General features: G+C 58.4%; 14 protein-coding genes and 1 riboswitch. Of the genes, 10 read left to right on the top strand and 4 right to left on the bottom strand.

What is annotated here, in order from left to right; translation table 11 throughout:
* The first annotated feature begins 41 nt into the window (after positions 1–41).
* Entirely contained in the window at positions 42–1,253 is a 1,212-nt protein-coding gene (locus tag AB5Y71_RS00810; protein WP_042055658.1) for a Bcr/CflA family multidrug efflux MFS transporter, read from the top strand.
* A 75-nt stretch (positions 1,254–1,328) separates the two neighbouring features.
* Here the strand turns inward: AB5Y71_RS00810 and nhaD are convergent, their stop codons facing one another.
* Together nhaD and AB5Y71_RS00800 are read right to left on the bottom strand one after the other, a co-directional pair.
* Positions 1,329–2,753: a sodium:proton antiporter NhaD gene (gene nhaD, locus AB5Y71_RS00805; protein WP_257123176.1), complete on the bottom strand. Its 1,425-nt coding sequence runs from the start codon at positions 2,751–2,753 to the stop codon at positions 1,329–1,331.
* A 107-nt stretch (positions 2,754–2,860) separates the two neighbouring features.
* A complete protein-coding gene (locus AB5Y71_RS00800; RefSeq protein WP_005333716.1) occupies positions 2,861–3,328 on the bottom strand; it encodes a DUF4357 domain-containing protein in 468 nt (155 codons plus the stop codon).
* A 197-nt stretch (positions 3,329–3,525) separates the two neighbouring features.
* Between AB5Y71_RS00800 and AB5Y71_RS00795 the strand changes: the two genes are divergently transcribed.
* The 4 genes from AB5Y71_RS00795 (at position 3,526) to AB5Y71_RS00780 (ending at position 9,472) form a co-directional block, all read left to right on the top strand.
* Positions 3,526–4,206, top strand: coding sequence for an ABC transporter ATP-binding protein (locus AB5Y71_RS00795; protein WP_368170762.1), 681 nt, complete (start codon positions 3,526–3,528; stop codon positions 4,204–4,206).
* A gap of 30 nt (positions 4,207–4,236) precedes the next feature.
* Complete coding sequence (locus tag AB5Y71_RS00790) at positions 4,237–6,666, top strand: FtsX-like permease family protein (protein WP_368170761.1); 2,430 nt, start codon at positions 4,237–4,239, stop codon at positions 6,664–6,666.
* Between the two features lie 32 nt (positions 6,667–6,698).
* Positions 6,699–7,748, top strand: a complete 1,050-nt coding sequence (locus AB5Y71_RS00785; RefSeq protein WP_368170768.1) for a lipocalin-like domain-containing protein — start codon at positions 6,699–6,701, stop codon at positions 7,746–7,748.
* Between the two features lie 587 nt (positions 7,749–8,335).
* On the top strand, positions 8,336–9,472 hold the full coding sequence (locus AB5Y71_RS00780; protein ID WP_368170760.1) for a YaaC family protein: 1,137 nt from the start codon (positions 8,336–8,338) through the stop codon (positions 9,470–9,472).
* Positions 9,473–9,804: 332 nt separating this feature from the next.
* On the opposite strand, the gene AB5Y71_RS00775 is transcribed toward AB5Y71_RS00780, so the two are convergent.
* Positions 9,805–10,596, bottom strand: a complete 792-nt coding sequence (locus AB5Y71_RS00775) for an alpha/beta fold hydrolase (RefSeq protein ID WP_368170759.1) — start codon at positions 10,594–10,596, stop codon at positions 9,805–9,807.
* 118 nt (positions 10,597–10,714) lie between these two features.
* Here AB5Y71_RS00775 and AB5Y71_RS00770 point away from each other — a divergent pair, with 118 nt between their 5' ends.
* From AB5Y71_RS00770 to AB5Y71_RS00760, 3 genes are read left to right on the top strand one after another with little or no spacing between them, the layout of a single operon-like run.
* Positions 10,715–11,098, top strand: a complete 384-nt coding sequence (locus AB5Y71_RS00770; RefSeq protein WP_005333730.1) for an MmcQ/YjbR family DNA-binding protein — start codon at positions 10,715–10,717, stop codon at positions 11,096–11,098.
* Complete coding sequence (locus AB5Y71_RS00765; protein WP_139746649.1) at positions 11,095–11,583, top strand: GNAT family N-acetyltransferase; 489 nt, start codon at positions 11,095–11,097, stop codon at positions 11,581–11,583. Before AB5Y71_RS00770 ends, AB5Y71_RS00765 begins: the two co-directional genes overlap by 4 nt.
* A 57-nt stretch (positions 11,584–11,640) precedes the next feature.
* Positions 11,641–11,976 (top strand): DUF3802 family protein, encoded by a 336-nt coding sequence (locus AB5Y71_RS00760; RefSeq protein ID WP_005333735.1) that lies wholly within the window; start codon positions 11,641–11,643, stop codon positions 11,974–11,976.
* 261 nt (positions 11,977–12,237) lie between these two features.
* On the opposite strand, the gene msrA is transcribed toward AB5Y71_RS00760, so the two are convergent.
* A complete protein-coding gene (gene msrA / locus AB5Y71_RS00755; protein ID WP_005352745.1) occupies positions 12,238–12,870 on the bottom strand; it encodes a peptide-methionine (S)-S-oxide reductase MsrA in 633 nt (210 codons plus the stop codon).
* A 267-nt stretch (positions 12,871–13,137) separates the two neighbouring features.
* Here msrA and argA point away from each other — a divergent pair, with 267 nt between their 5' ends.
* Together argA and lysC are read left to right on the top strand one after the other, a co-directional pair.
* Complete coding sequence (argA, locus tag AB5Y71_RS00750; protein WP_005345063.1) at positions 13,138–14,466, top strand: amino-acid N-acetyltransferase; 1,329 nt, start codon at positions 13,138–13,140, stop codon at positions 14,464–14,466.
* A gap of 107 nt (positions 14,467–14,573) precedes the next feature.
* Positions 14,574–14,797, top strand: a riboswitch (Lysine riboswitch).
* Positions 14,798–14,887: 90 nt separating this feature from the next.
* Positions 14,888–16,240 carry a lysine-sensitive aspartokinase 3 gene (gene lysC, locus AB5Y71_RS00745; RefSeq protein ID WP_368170758.1) on the top strand — a complete coding sequence of 451 codons (1,353 nt, stop codon included), beginning with the start codon at positions 14,888–14,890 and terminating at the stop codon, positions 16,238–16,240.
* Positions 16,241–16,313 lie beyond the last annotated feature (73 nt).

The raw sequence follows: 16,313 nt of genomic DNA, 5'->3' as shown, positions 1-16,313 counted from the left end.
CGCGCTTTTCAACCCGACGTTTCGCATCAACTGGACACCCTATGCCCCAATCGCCAACAGCTCAGGCTGCCGCCCTCTCCCCCCGTTTCCTGTTTATCCTGCTCGGCGCTCTGGCGGGTCTGACCCCGCTGGCGGTGGATATGTATCTACCCGCTATTCCGGCCATCGCCCGGGATCTGGCCACCAGCATCGACGGCGCCCAGCTCACCATCAGCGCCTTTTTGGGCGGCTTTGCCATCGGCCAGCTCTTCTACGGCCCGCTGGCCGACAGCTATGGCCGCAAGCCGGTGATCCTGGCGGGGCTGGTGATGTTTGCCATCGCCTCGGTGGGTTGTGCCATGGCGGACTCTCTGCCCGAATTGCTGGCCTATAGGATGTTGCAGGCAGCGGGCGGTGCGGCGGGCTCTGTGGTGGTCAATGCCCTGCTGCGCGATCTGTTCGAGAAGGATGCGTTTTCCCGCGCCATGTCGTTTGTCATTCTGGTGATGACCCTGGCGCCGCTGGTGGCGCCGGTGGTGGGCGGCTATATCAGTGCCCACGCCGACTGGCGGGTGATCTTCTGGCTGCTGGTGGGGATCAGCCTGCTGATCTGTCTGGTGATGCAGTGGAAAATTCAGGAGACCCTGAAACCGGAACATCGCCAACCCCTTAATCTGGGCCAGATCCTCAAGAACTACTGGGGGGTGCTCTCCCATCGCGGCGCCATGGGTTATGTGCTGTGCGGCTCCCTCTCCAGCTCCGGCATGTTCGCCTTCTTAAGCGGCTCCCCTTATGTCTATATCGAGTATTTCAAGGTACCGACCGAGCACTACGGCTGGCTGTTTGGCCTCAATATTCTGCTGATGATGGTGGTCACCTTCGTCAACAGCCGACTGGTCAAAGGAGTGGGCGCTGAGCGAATGCTGCAATACGGCCTGCTGGTGCTGCCCTGCGCGGGCGCCCTGCTGGTCTACAACGCCTGGAGCCAGACCGGTGGCCTGTGGGGCATCGTCATTCCGGTGGTACTGTTTGTCGGCCATATCAGTCTGGTGGGTGCCAACGCCATGACCGGCCTGATGGGCCACTTCCCGCAATCTGCGGGCACCGCCTCGGCACTGGCGGGCACCCTGCGCTTTGGCATCGGCGCCCTGGTCGGCATTCTGGTCAACCTCAATCCGCCCCACTCGCCGCTGCCGATGGCCATCGCCATCGCCTGCTGCGGGGTGGGTTCGACTCTGAGTTACTGGCTGCTGACCGGCAAGCGAGGCGATTGATCCCCCTCCCCCGGTCAGAAAAACGAAAGAGGCTTCCGTCAACGGAAGCCTCTTTTCGTACTGGCGGCCAGACGTTCAGAACTGGGCACTGTTGAGCCAGAGGTGCGCCCCTATGCTCACCAGATAACCGAGCAAGATGGCAGGCAGCCACTTCAGGTGGCCGAAGAAGGTATACATGCCGTGGGCCTGTCCCATCAGGGCTACCCCGGCCGCAGAGCCGATGGAGAGCAGGCTGCCGCCCACTCCGGCGGTCAGGGTCACCAGCAGCCACTGCCCCAGCGCCATATCCGGGTTCATCGACAGCACGGCAAACATCACGGGAATGTTGTCGATGACAGAGGACAAGACCCCTATGAAGATGTTGGCTATGGTGGGATCCCCAGCGTCATACAACCAGTGTGAGACCAGCTCCAGATACCCCATAAAGCCCAGCCCACCGACACACATCACCACCCCGTAGAAGAAGAGCAGGGTATCCCACTCCGCCTTGGCCACCTTGTTGAACACGTCAAATGGCACCACAGAACCCAGACTGCGCAACCGCACCTCATCACCATTGCGTTCATAGAGCGCACGCTTGCGGGCCAGCGAGCGCGGTAACGACTTGCGCAGATAAAACCCGAAAAACTGCAGATAACCGAGCCCCAGCATCATGCCCAGTACGGGTGGCAGATGGAGGAAACTGTGGCATAGCACCGCCGTGATGATGGTCAGCAAGAACAGTGCGACGATGCGGCGGGCCCCCCGCTTGAGATCGACTACCTCGTTATCAGCCTCCGGCACATGGCGCGGCACCATCAGGCTCATCAGGATGGCCGGCACCAGAAAATTGAGCAGAGAGGGAATAAGCAGGGTGAAGAACTGGCCAAATTGCACCTTGCCCGCCTGCCACACCATCAGGGTGGTGATATCGCCAAAGGGACTGAACGCCCCTCCGGCGTTGGCGGCGATCACTATGTTGATGCAGGCAAGATTGACAAAACGCCGATCACCGTTGGCCACCTTCAACACCACGGCGCACATCAAGAGCGCTGTGGTCAGGTTGTCTGCCACCGGCGAAATACAGAAGGCAAGCCCGCCGGTCAACCAGAACAGGGTGCGCAAGTGAAAGCCGGATCGCACCAGCCAGGCACGCAGGGCATCGAACAGCCGCCGATCCTCCATGGCGTTGATATAGGTCATCGCCACCAGCAGGAACAGCATCAACTCGGCATATTCCAGCAGGGTATGGCGAAAGGCCTGCTCGGCGACAGGGCTCATCCCCTGCTGTGCATAGGCGATACCGATCAGGATCCAGATCACCCCGGCGGCCACCAGCACGGGTTTGGACTTGCGCAGTTGCAGATACTCTTCAGCCATCACCAGGGCGTAGGCCAACACAAACAATCCGACACAAAAAAGTCCGATTGAAGAGGATGTCAACAGAACAGGGCCACTACTGGCATGGGCGGGAGGGATAAACAGGGACAGCAGCAAAATAACAGGGGTGAGCGCAGACATGGTCTCTTCCTTTTAGAACCATCTGGCAATGATGCTAGCACCTGGATGAAAAGAAAAATTCATCCAGGTCAATTAACGCTTAATTGGTTTGCTGTCGAAACGCGGGATTATTTCTTGCCGAAACCCGACTGCTTGAGGGTATAGCCTGCGCTGTTTTGCCAGGCATCCAGACCGCTGCGGTTATTGCCCGCCACCAGACTGGCGGCCAGACTCGGGCTGTTGAACAGCTGATCGGCGGTAAAGACAAAGCCGCCCTGACTGCGGGGCACTATGACCCCCTTCTCCAGCAGTTCGTGACGCAGCTCGATCACCGCTTCACGCAAAGAGGCGGCATCCTCGCCATTGGCGGTGGAACCGGCCAGCACCATAAAGCCCGGATTTTGCCGCTTGCCCACCGGATAACCGTGGGCCTCGGCCCCTTTGCCGTTGAAGTGGTAGAGCTCGCGCTCCCCCGGCCGGTTGTCGGAGAGTGCCTTTTGCAGGGTCATCAGCTCGTTGTAGATCTCGATGGGGACGACGGCAGCCTGCTTGTTGCCCTTGCTATCGATGATAAAACTGACTTGCTTGTGTAACATCCTTGCTCATCCTGTGACCCATGGAAGCCCCTATTCTAACCACCTCGGGCAAGCGGGATCCAGCGAGGATCCACTGCTCTTTTGCCGCCTTGATCACTAACTGGCACTCTTGATCAACCGTAAGGGGTGTTGATCAATGCTGGCCGTGCTAGCGTACCAAGCATGATGAAAGCCATTGACCATCAAACGGTTATCCCATGCTGACCCTGCGCAACCTCTGCAAGAGCTTCGATAACGGCAGTGAACGACTGCCGCTGTTCCACCATCTCGATCTCGCCCTCCCCGCAGGCGAGATCACCCTGCTGCTGGGCCAAAGCGGCTGCGGCAAGTCAACCCTGCTCAATCTGATCGCCGGTCTGATTGCACCGGATGAAGGGGAGATCTGGCTGGGGGAGACCCGGATCGACAACCGCTCCCCCGACGAGCGGGCGCGCCTGCGGGGCCGCCATTTCGGCATCGTCTATCAGGATTTCAACCTGCTGCCGACCCTCAACGTGGCCGAGAATCTGGCCCTGCCGCTCGCCATCAACGGTATGCCACCGGATGAGACAAGGATTGACCAGTTGCTGCACCGGCTCGATATGAGCCACAAGCGCCATGCCTGGCCGGAGCAGCTCTCCGGCGGTCAGCGACAGCGGGTGGCGCTGGCCCGCGCCCTTATCCATCAACCCGGTTGGCTGCTCGCCGACGAACCCACCGGCAGTCTCGATGAGCACAATGCCGAGCAGGTGATGGCGCTGATGGTGGCGGCGGTGCGGGGCACAGGCGCAGGCTTGCTGCTGGTGAGCCACAACCCGGCCTATGCCGCCCTGGCCGACAGGGTGCTGCGCCTTGAAGGGGGTCAACTTATCGAACTAAAAGGGCCCCGTCATGACTAAACAGCGACTTCGTCTGTCGGGGGCACGCTGATGCTGCCACTCAAAGCGCTGCTGCGCCTCTATCGCAGTCACCCCTGGTTGCTGCTGATGAGTCTGGCCGGGCTGGTATTGGGGGTGTCACTGGTGGTGGCCATCGAGCTGCTCAATCACAGTGCCCGCACCAACTTCGTCGCCGCCCGCAGCCAGCTGGCAGGAGAAGCCAACTACCGGCTGGCCCCCGCTGGCGGGCTGGATGAGCAGCTTTACGTGCAGTTGGTGACCAGCCAACCCGCTCTCGATGCCATGCCCCAGCTCCATGGCTGGCTCAAGGATGAAGAGGGGCGCAGCTTTCAACTGCTGGGAATGGCTCTCTTCAACCCCGGCCCCCTGCGCCAGCTGTTTGGCGCCCAACCCGCGAGCGAACCCGCATTTTCCCTCAACCGCGCCGACAGCATCTGGTTGGCGGCCCCCGAAGCGGAGCGCCTTGGCTGGCAAGCGGGCCTGAGTCGCCGCTTTGTATTGGGCGGCAGCGATGGCGCCAGCGCCCGCCCCCTGACCCTGATGCTGGCAGGCACGTTTGAGCCGGGCGCCGTGCCCATGGAGCGACTGCTGATAACCGACATCGGCCTCGCCCAGCCCTTGCTGGGCAAAGCGGGTCGGCTCGATCGCATCGTCTTCAAGCTAAGTGAAGACGAGGCTCGCACCCTGCAGGCCACCCTGCAAACCGATTACCCGAACCAGCCCTTGTGGCTTGAGCCCATCAGCCCGGCGCTCGATGCCAGCCAGCTTGGCGATGCACTGGCCCTTAACCTGACGGCGCTGTCATTGCTCGCCATGGCGGTGGGACTGTTTCTGGTGTTCAACGCCCAGCGATTTGTGCAGAGCGTACGTCGCCCCCAGCTGGCCCAGTTGATCATTCTGGGAATGGGGCCAAGCCGGGTGCTGCGTTGGCTCATCCTGGAGCTACTTATTCTCGCCACCATCGGCACCCTGCTCGGGGTGCTGCTCGGCAGCCTGTTGGCGCTGGCGCTGATGGGGCAGCTCACCCAGGCGCTTGCCGATCTCTATGGGCCCAACCCCATCGACCTGTTGCGCCTCTCCCCCGTGAGCCTGCTCAAGGCGCTGTTGATCGGGCTGCTCGGCACACTGGCCGCCAACCTGCCCGGCTGGTGGCAACTGCTGCGCCAATCCCCCCTCGAACTGCGCGCTGGCAGCAGCCACCCCCCCGCTCACCCGTGGCGACGGCGCGTGCTGGCCATCGCCATCTTGTTGCTGTGCGCCGTTTGCCTGTGGCTGCCGCAAACCGGTCTCACCGGTGCGCTGTTTATCGCCGGAGGCTGGCTGCTGGCCATGGCGCTCTGGCTGCCCGATGCCCTGCGCGGCCTGCTTGGCTGGTTGCGACGACGCGCGGGCGGCCCCCTCACTGCCCGACTCGGGGTAGCAGAGACCCTCTATCACCTCGATTGCACCGCCATCGCGGTGATGGCATTGCAGCTCGCCATAGCGGCGGCCATCGGCATCGGGGTCATGGTGTCGAGTTTTCGCTCAAGCGTGGAGATCTGGCTCGGCCAGCGTCTGGCCGCCGATCTCTATGTCACCGCCCCCAAGGGGGTGGCGGGCAACAAGGGTACCTTGAGCGATGCAACCCTTAAGACCCTGCTCGCCAATCCGCTGGTGAGCACCGCCTCGCGCCGCTCGGTGCACCCCGCTCGCTGGCAGGGGCTGCCCATCGAGTGGGCGCAGATGGACTTTATCCCCCAGCTTAAAGCGGCCTATCCGCTGCTGGCCGGACGCTGGCCCACCCGTCCCGACGAAGTGCTGGCGAGCGAGCCGCTGACGGTGCGCCTCGGGGTCAAGGTGGGCCAGACGTTGGCGATCAGTGGCGAGCAGGGGCCAAGGCAGTTCACCGTCACCGGCGTCTATCAGGACTACGGCAGCGACAAGGGGCAGATCCTGCACGCCTTCGAGGCTGGGGCGGTGCAATCCCTCGCCCTCTTTAGCAACGACCCCGAGCAGCTGGCCGACCGCCTGCGCGAGCGCTTTGGCGAGCAGCTCAATCTGCTCTCCGCCCCCGCCATTCACAGCGCGGCGCTCAAGGTGTTTGACCAGACCTTTGTGGTGACCGAGCTATTGAAACTGCTGATCCTCGGCATCGCCTTTGTCGGCATTGGCTCGGCCTTTATGGTGCTGGGGCTGGCGCGCCGTGGCGAGCTGCAGACCTTGCAGAGTCTGGGCTCGAGCCCCCGCCACTGCCGCCAGCTGCTGGTGTGGCAAGGGGCGGGATTGGGGCTGCTCACCGCCCTGCTGGCCCTGCCGGTGGGGTATGGCCTCGCCTGGGTGCTGATCGAGGTGGTCAACCCCCGCGCCTTTGGCTGGCGCCTCGCCTTCGAGGCCGCCCCCCTCCATGCCGTCACCGCCCTGTTGCTGGCACCGGCATGTGGCGCATTGGCCTCCTGGTATGCGGCAAGGAGAGTGGTATGAGACAGATCAAAGGGTGGCCGCTGGCGCTGGGTATGCTCTGGACGCTCTATAGCGGGGCTATCGCTGCCAGCGATCTGGGCGCCCTGCTCGGCGGCGGCAACAACAGCTTTAAAAAGGTGCTGCCGGGGCAAACCATCCAATTGCCGGAGGATCACGCCGCCCACCCCGATTACCGCTCCGAGTGGTGGTATCTCACCGGCAACCTCAAGGATGAACAGGGGCGCGAATATGGCATGCAGTGGACTCTGTTTCGCCAAGGGATCGAACAAGAACTCCGCACCAGCAACCCCTGGCTCACCCCCCAGCTCTGGCTGGCCCAGTTTGCCATCACGGATCTCGACCGTGGCAGCCACCAGCAAGATGAACGGGCCAGTCGGCAGGGGCCGGGACTGGCGGGGGCCAGCGGCGGCCAATATTGGCTCAGGGAGTGGCGGCTTGCCTCCCAAGGGACTGCGCTGTTCCCCGCCACCCTCAAGGTGCAGAGCAAGATTGGCGAGCTGAACCTCACCGTCACTGCCGCCAAGCCGCTGGTGCTGCAAGGCAAGGCCGGTTACAGCGAGAAAAGCCCGGGCAACGCCTCCTTTTACTACTCCTACCCGCGCCTGCATTTAAGCGGCACCCTGACTCGTGATGGCGAGACCCGCACCGTCACCGGACAAGGCTGGTTTGATCACGAGTGGAGCAGCTCGGTATTGGCCGAGTGGCAATCGGGCTGGGACTGGTTTTCGCTGCAGCTGGCCGATGGCCGCGAGCTGATGCTGTTTCGCCTGCGCACCAAATCGGGCCGCGCTAATCCCGAAAACCAGCCCGAGAACCGCTACGGTATCTTGATTGAGCGGGATGGCAGCAGCCGGGTGCTCGCCCCCGATGCGATTCGCCTCACCCCGGGCAACACCTGGCGCGGCCCCAAGGGGCAGAATTACCCCGTCGAGTGGCAGCTAAACGCCGCCGGAATGAGCCTCACCATCAAAGCCCGTCAGCCCAATCAGGCCATGACAGGTCGCTTTGACTACTGGGAGGGAGCTGTCTCTGTCTCGGGGGATACCAAAGGGGTCGGCTATCTGGAGATGACCGGCTACTGAACACCCTCGACAAACGTGGCCGGTCTGCTCGATGACCTAAAAACAAATCGCCCTTATAACAGGGCATAACCGTGATATTGCCCAGCCACTTCTGTCACTTGGCGCCAGTCGTCGAGGATGTCTTATCTGTTTATTTATTGAACTCCCCTTACCCACGCAACCCGCAAGCAACTTGGCTCAAGTCTGATCCTTGTCAAAAAACCTTTCAAAATCCGAGCGGTAACTAACTTTTTACTCACTTTAATTGGTCGGTGTTTGATATCTTTCTCATCCGGCACTCATAGCGCCAAAGGCAGCCGAGGAAAGCCGATGTTTGATCAACATCCAATCTGTTTAAAAGCAGCACTCGGGGAGCTGTAACCCCGTGCGGTAGCTATATTTTCAGTGAACAGAAAATAGATATGGATAGTTATTTTTTTCAATATTCAATGAATCTATATAGTCTGATACTGAGAACTTCAAACTGCTCTATTAAATGGATAAAAACTCTTCACCACAAGGCTTGGATAATTTTTACAGATATTGTAGATAGTTGTTTCAATATTTATTGAAAAGTTGCTATATACCCAAGAACGATGAGAATTTAAATGACAAATGAAGAATTGCGTAAAATAAAAATTCAAACGCATAAAAACAAAGAAGCAATCAAGACTATAAAGGCTGAATTGAAACCAGGAAAGCCGAGAACCACAGTTAGAATAAAAAGTAAAGAAATTGTAGTTAGAAAACCCAAGGTTGTCGCTGATTTACCAAGTAAGGTTGTATTGACAGATTCAACTTGGCAATTTGTAGAAATATACCTCAGATCAGAGGGGCAAAATGACGCTCTTTTTTACTGGGAACAGGCTAGAAATTTTTATGAATCAACTAAAACGCTCAGTTTAGTTTCTAAACCTTTAACCGCATATTACTGTTTTCTCAATGCAACCAAAGCCCTTTTAGAAGTAAAAAAAGTTGGTTATGATTTGAGCCATGGTGTGACTGGTAAACAAGAAAATGGGCATATACGCCTACAAAACGAAATTGTTAAATTTCAGCCTGCTGGGGTTGTTTCTGGATTAGGAATCTATCTGGGAGAGCATGTTCCTGCTGGAGGGCAGCAGTATACACTTAAAGACATATTTTATAATATCCCGTATATCCATCGTGCATTTACGATTACATATAAAAATATAGCTGAGTTATTTATTCCAATCATGGAGCCTCGATTTGTATTTGATCGTAGTCAAAATAAAGGTTGGCTAGAAATAAAATTGGAGAAAGAACATTCTAACCCTAGAACTCTTAGACGACTTCAAGGATATAGTTTAGATCCAATATATGATAATAGTGTATCATACACTTTAAGAAGGAATAAAAAGTTTGATTGGGTCGTTAATAATGGAATCCCTAGTGCTGCCAGTATTAAATCACTTCAAAATTACCATCAAAACAGAAGAAAAGAGCTTCGTTATATCTTTAGTCCAAATTCATTGTGGTATGTAAAAAGAAAGGACTTACAAAATAACATCATCGATAAGAGCACATTAACATTAACTATCGGAGCAATGCATCGTTTAAGTGAGCTATCGCGATATAATCCTCAGACTCTTAGTAAACATCTTGAAAAAGATGGTAGCTGGCTAATAACTGAGTTTATAAACAAATCTATTTATCAGTTCATTGACCAAATTTCCTCAGAAATAACGGGAAACGATTTTCGGGTAACAGGTTTTAGGGATTAGTCTTGCATATAAAGAACACCATTAACAGCACAACAATTAACCGATGCTATTAAGGGTGGCATTATTTATGCTCTATTTTCTGCGTTGATGTGAATTAAGAAGCCATTACAAATTAACATCTAATACTCCCAGCACTTCAATCAAATAAAATTAAACCTCGATAGAAGTTTTTCTACCGAGGTTTAAAAATACAGTTATAGAAAATGCTAGCAGTGGACAACCCCAAGATAACTGGGATCTGTTGTTAATAACATATATGGTAGTCACCAGACACCTGGAGGCACTGGTAAATTAATAGCAAACTTTGTTTGATAAATGTGGGAGCGAGGTAATTAATCTCCCCCGCCTCCCAGCGATTTAATAAACGCCAGCGTACGGCGATTAAACTGCTCCGGCTGTTCCACATTGCAGACATGGCCGCACTGTTCGATCACCGCTAATGAGGAGCTGGCATCGCGGGCTACCTGTTCGCGCACCGGTGCCAGAAACATATGATCCTCCTCCCCCATCACATAGAGGGTGGGAATGGGCAGGGAGCGTTCGCGGAAGTAACGCATCAGGGGGTTAACCTCGGTGGCGAGGCGGAACCAGCGCTTGAACTCTTTCTGGCAGAGCTTGCGGGCTTCGCGCACAAAGAGGTTGCGCGACTCCTGATGGTGCTGGCGCGGCATGATGATGAAAGCAAACAGCCGGTAGAGCCACATATAGGGCAGGAAATGCTGGCCGAGTCGGCCCAGTTGCACCAGCACCCGCGAGCGGATATCGAGCCGCAAAATAGCGCCCCCCAGTACCATGCTTTTCACCCGCTCCGGGCAGAGCTCGGCCAGATGGCGAATAAGGATGGTGCCAAGGGAGATGCCGACAAAGTGGGCGCGGCGGATATCGAGATGATCGAGCAGCCGAACGATATCTTCGGTCACTTCCCGAAAGCTGTAGTGGCCCTTGACCACCTGTTGCAGCTGGTGGGACTGGCCGTGGCCGCGCAAGTCCAGCAGCAGCACGTTGAAGTGCTCGCGATAGGCGCGCAGCTGCTTGAACCAGATGGAGGAGCTGCCACCGGCGCCGTGGACAAACACCACCCAATCCCGCTCGGGACCCAGTTCGAAAGTCTTGTGATACAACATCCAATAGGCTCCCTTGGTGATGGGGGGTATACTCGGCTGCGCGCATATTAACAGAACAGGCCCGCCGATAGATATGCGCCTGACATGACCCGGATCACCCCTTGCGCGAGAACTTTCCATGGATTTGACCCGTTTGCGCCACTTTCTGCTGACCCTGCCGGGCGCCACCGAAGATACCCCGTTTGGCCCGGAGATCCTGGTCTACCGCATCGCGGGCAAGATGTTCGCGCTGGTGGATTGGCAGGCCGAGCCGCTTACCATCAACCTCAAATGCGAGCCAGAGCTGGCGTTGCTGCTGCGCGAGATCCACCCCGAGGTCAAACCGGGCTGGCATATGAACAAACAACACTGGAACACAGTGACCCTGAACAGCACCTTGCCGGATGATTTGTGGCAGGGCTGGGTGCACCACTCCTATGAGCGGGTTGTCGCGGGTCTGCCCAAAGCCAAACGGCCACAGGCGCCGCGCCCCCTCTCCCCCACTGACGACCCAACCTTATGACGCCAGCACTTAATCCAGCACTTTGCATTGTCCCCCTTGGTGAGGCACATATCCCCGCCCTCGTAACCCTGTTTGAGCAGGCGGTGCGACGCAGCGGCCCCGAGCACTACAGCGCCGAGCAGGTGGAGCAATGGGCCCTCGGTTCACAACATCCGGGCTTTTTCAGTCAACTGCGCGAGCACCACGGCTGGGTGGCGGAGCAGGCAAATGTGCCCCTCGGGTTTGTCACTCTGAGCCCCGATGGCCACCTCAGTCTGCTCTATGTGAGCGCCGACCATCAGCGCCAGGGGCTGGGCAATCTGCTGCTCACCACGGCGCTCGCGGGGGCCCGAGGGCTCGGTATGACCCTCATCACCACCGAGGCCAGCGCCTTCAGTTATGAGCTATTTTTACGACATGGCTTTACGTTGACCGGGCTGGAGTGCGTGGAGCGGGGCGGAGTCAGTTTTACTCGCCATCGCCTGCACTGCTGCTTGCCAAGCTAGGGCAAGCCACTAAAATACGCTTAATTTTCGTATTGTTACTGTATTGAGGCAGCAACCATGGTGGTAGAAAGTGAAGGCTATATCTCGCTGATCGAGTATCTGGTGGAGAGTTTGGGATTGTTTGAATCCCAGCAGCAGAACGATGGTGAAGAGACCATCGAAGATCTGGTCAGTGGTCGTGTTGCCAGCAACCTGATGGCCATTTGCGAGCAAAACCCCCAGCTCGATCCCAAGGTGCGTTTCGCCATCATGCAGGAGGCCGACGCCGTGGTCGCCGATCTGGAAGAGGTGCTCTCCGCCGTCTGGCTGCGCGCTCCGACCCCGGAACAGAAAACCTTCCTCATCGAGTTTATCGATCTCATCAAGAACCTGTTCGACAGCGCCATCGGCTGATCTGCCGTACGGCTCTCCCGCCCAACGCAAGATTTCAGAACCGCAGATAAGGAAAAGGGCCGCCTTGGTGGGCAGCCCTGCTTGCTATCATTTTCAACCCGCCAGTGCGTTCATTCATCAGGCGGTTATCAAGGCAAGAAATGTGTCTGGACTTTGCATCCGATCCCTGGACGCTACCTAGTTAGTCCCGACTGGTCGCAATAAGTTCCCTCCTCCGACCATTTATTTTCACTTTTATTAAGAAATCGACTACAAACCTGTTCAGCGGTTCAGGCTTGGCGGCAAACAGACTCCAATGCCACCCAGCCCGCAGTAGCCATCCGGGTTTTTCTCCAGATATTGCTGATGGTAATCCTCGGCGTAGTAGAAGGGCGCCAGCGGCAGAATGCGGGTGGTAATGGCCCGGCTGTCGCCGCTTGCCGCCATCGCCTGCTGATAGGCCGCCATGCTCTGCTGGGCAATGATCTGCTGGCTCTCGTCACCATAGAAGATCACCGAGCGATACTGGGTGCCAATGTCCCCGCCCTGACGCATCCCCTGCGCCGGATCGTGCTGCTCCCAGAACAGTCTGAGCAGGTCGCCGTAGCTGATCACCGCCGGATCAAACACCACCTGCACCGTCTCGGCATGGCCGGTCAGCCCGCTGCACACCTCTTTGTAGGTGGGATTCTGGGTCACGCCGCCCTGATAACCGGCCGCGGTGGAGTAGACGCCCGGCTGCTGCCAGAACAGGCGCTCCACGCCCCAGAAACAGCCCATGCCAAACCACGCGATCTCCATGTTCTCGGGCCAGGGACCCTGGGTCGGGTTGCCATTCACCGCATGCTGCTGACCAATCACCATCGCTTCGCGTCGTCCCGGCAGGGCATCTGCCGGTGAAATAATCTGTTCCATGAATTCTGTCCTTGTATAAAACCCTGTGAAATCACACAGCTGACGAAAAGGAGCATCGAAGATAGCAGTTTATCGCGCCGGATCAACCGGCGGGCCCTCATCGCTCGCCCCGGCGGCCGTCTGCGCTTCCTGCCACCTGTTCCCAATCCGCACGGCCAAGCCGCTCCTCATAGACCAGAAACGGCCAAAATCAATATTTAGTCTTGATTTGTGAATTAATTTTCATATATTGAGCCAATCGCTGTTTTTTTATGGAAGAAATATCAAGTGCGTGAACGCGAACCCAGTCTGGTCAATGCCTTCCGGCAATCCACCCCCTATGTCAATGTGCATCGGGGTGCCACCTTTGTGCTGATGATGGGGGGAGAAGCCATCTGCCACCCCAACTTCGCCAATATCGTCAGCGATATCGCTCTGCTGCAGACACTGGGCATACGCCTGGTGCTGGTGTTTGGTTCACGTCCGCAAAACGATGAAGCGCTGGCCCGCGCCGGTATCGAGGCCCAGTATCACAAGCGGATCCGGGTCACCGATGACGAGAGTTTCACCATCATCAAGCAGGTGTGTGGCGGCCTGCAATACGACATCACCGCCCAGCTCTCCATGGGGCTCGCCAACACCCCAATGCAGGGGGCGCGGATCAGCGTGGTGAGCGGCAACTTCGTCACCGCCCAGCCGCTGGGGGTGGATGATGGCATCGACTTTTGCCACAGCGGCCGGGTGCGCCGCATCGACGTTGAGGGGATCACCCGCCAGCTCGATCAGAAGAGTCTGGTGCTCATCTCCCCCATCGGCTGCTCGGTCACCGGCGAGAGCTTTAACCTCAGCTCCGAAGAGGTGGCCCGCCGGGTGGCGGTCGACCTCAAGGCGGACAAGCTTATCTGCTTTAGCAGCACCCAGGGGGTGATGGACAGACGCGGCGAAGCTATCTCCGAGCTCTTCCCCGAGCAGGCCGAAGAGCTGCTGGTGGAGCTGGAGCAGGCGGGCGAAGAGATGTCCGGCACCGCCCGCTACCTGCGTGCGGCCATTGCCTCCTGCCGTGGCGGCGTGCCCCGCTCCCATCTGGTGAGCTATCAGGATGATGGCGCCATGTTGCAGGAGCTGTTCAGCCGCGACGGCCTCGGCACCCAGATCGTGCGGGAAAGTGCCGAGCAGGCCCGCGCCGCTACCATCGAGGATATCGGCGGCATTCTGGATCTCATTCGCCCGCTGGAGGAGGAAGGCATTCTGGTGCGCCGCTCCCGCGAGCAGCTGGAGATGGAGATCGACAAGTTCACCATCATCGAGCGCGATGGTCTCATCATCGGCTGCGCGGCCCTCTACTGCTTTATGGAAGAGGCGATGGCGGAGATGGCCTGCGTCGCCATCCACCCCGACTATCGCAACTCCAACCGGGGGGATCAGCTGGTGGCCAAGGTGGCCGAGCGGGCCAAGCGGCTTGGCATTCGCCGCCTGTTCGTGCTTACCACCCGCTCCATCCACTGGTTCCGGGAGCGGGGCTTCGATCCGCTGGAAGTGGAAGATCTACCGGTGGCGCGCCAGCGTCTCTACAACTGGCAGCGCCGTTCCAAGGTTTTGTCAAAGACCATTGCCTAAGCCATTGATTCTGTGTTGAGTTAGCCGACAATTTGAACTTTTTCACAAACTCGATTGACAGTGCAATCCAACGCAGGGTATTTCTAAATGCACTCCACCGCCCTGGTGGAGCCAGAAGAGGAGCGCTGCCCAGGCAGCCCAAGGGAGGACGCCAGCGTCCGGTGAACTTGGGTCAGGGGGAGCAGCGCCGAGACGAGTGAGGAGACTGGTGACCTCAACGTCGGCTGCGGGGGCTGAATCCCCCGGGTTGTCATCGGTAGTGATCATCCCCCACCGCGCCCTGTCAGGGGCGGTACGGGATGGGCTCTGCAGGTGGAGTGCTTCTGGCCGGGATAGCTTCGTTCATTCCTGCCATTTTCAGCCTCCTCCTCTCTTTTTTGCCCGATGGAACCGGAATCTTAAAATAAGACAGGAGTAAGCAATGAGCCCGATCAATGTCGCCAAGTTTGGCGGAACCAGTGTCGCCAACTTCCCGGCCATGAATAACTGCGCCGACATCGTGCTGGCCAATCCCTCCACCCGGGTGGTAGTACTGAGCGCCAGCGCCGGTGTCACCAACCTGCTGGTCGCTCTGGCTCAAGGGGAGCTGGACGAAGCGGGCCGCGACGAGCAACTGGCCAAACTGGCCGGGATCCAGCAGGCCATTCTGGCCGATCTCGGCAACCCCGATGATGTGAGCGCCCTCATTCATGGCCAGCTGGACGAAATTCGCCTCATGGCCCAGCAAGCCCACCAGCATACCGATGCGGAGCTGGCCGATCGCCTCATTGCCTGCGGCGAGCTGATGTCTACCCGCCTCTTTACCGAGCTGTTGCGCCAGCGCGGCGTCAAGGCCCACTGGCAGGATGTGCGCCAGCTGATGCGCACCGACAGCCGCTTTGGCAAGGCCACCGTCGATCTGGCCACTACCCGTACCCTCTGCCAGCAGACACTGGGCCCGCAGCTGGGCGACAGCCTCATCATCACCCAGGGCTTTATCGGTGCCGATGGCGATGGCCGCACCACCACGCTGGGGCGCGGCGGCTCTGACTACAGCGCAGCCCTGCTCGCCGAAGCGCTCGATGCCGCCAGTATCGAGATCTGGACCGATGTGCCCGGCATCTACACCACGGATCCGCGCCTCGTCACCCGCGCCCGCCCCATTCCCGAAATCAGTTTTGTCGAAGCAGCGGAGATGGCCACCTTCGGCGCCAAGGTGCTGCACCCCGCCACCCTGCAACCGGCGGTGCGCCAGAATATTCCGGTGTTTGTCGGCTCCGCCAAGGATCCTGCCGCCGGTGGTACCTGGATCCGTGCCAGCACAGATTCAAGCCCGCTGTTTCGCGCCGTCGCCCTGCGCCGCCAGCAGGTGCTGGTGACCCTGCACAGCCTCAACATGTTCCACGCCTACGGCTTCCTGGCCGAAGTGTTCGGCATTCTGGCCCGTCATCGCATCTCGGTCGATCTCATCACCACGTCGGAGGTGAGCGTGTCGCTGACGCTGGATCACACCGGCAGCCAGAGCAACGGCGAGCCGATCCTGAGCGACAAGGTACTGGCCGAACTGGGGCAACTCTGCAAGGTGGAGGTGGAAACCGGTCTGGCACTGGTGGCGCTCATCGGCAACCGGATGAGCGAAGTGAACGGGGTGGGCAGTCAGGTCTTTGACGCCCTGCGCGAGCACAACATCCGGATGATCTGCTACGGCGCCAGCGCCCACAACCTCTGCTTCTTGGTCAAGGAGAGCGAGGCGGGCAATATCGTCAACCGCCTCCATCAGGAGTTGCTGGACTGACCCTCACCGCGAGGCGAACCAGACCATGCAACAGGGCGCCAACACGGCGCCCTGTTCATTTGTATTCCGCGGA

This window comes from Aeromonas sp. R9-2, assembly GCF_040908025.1.
Taxonomy (GTDB): domain Bacteria; phylum Pseudomonadota; class Gammaproteobacteria; order Enterobacterales; family Aeromonadaceae; genus Aeromonas; species Aeromonas veronii.
This window is presented reverse-complemented; position numbering and strand designations above follow the sequence as displayed.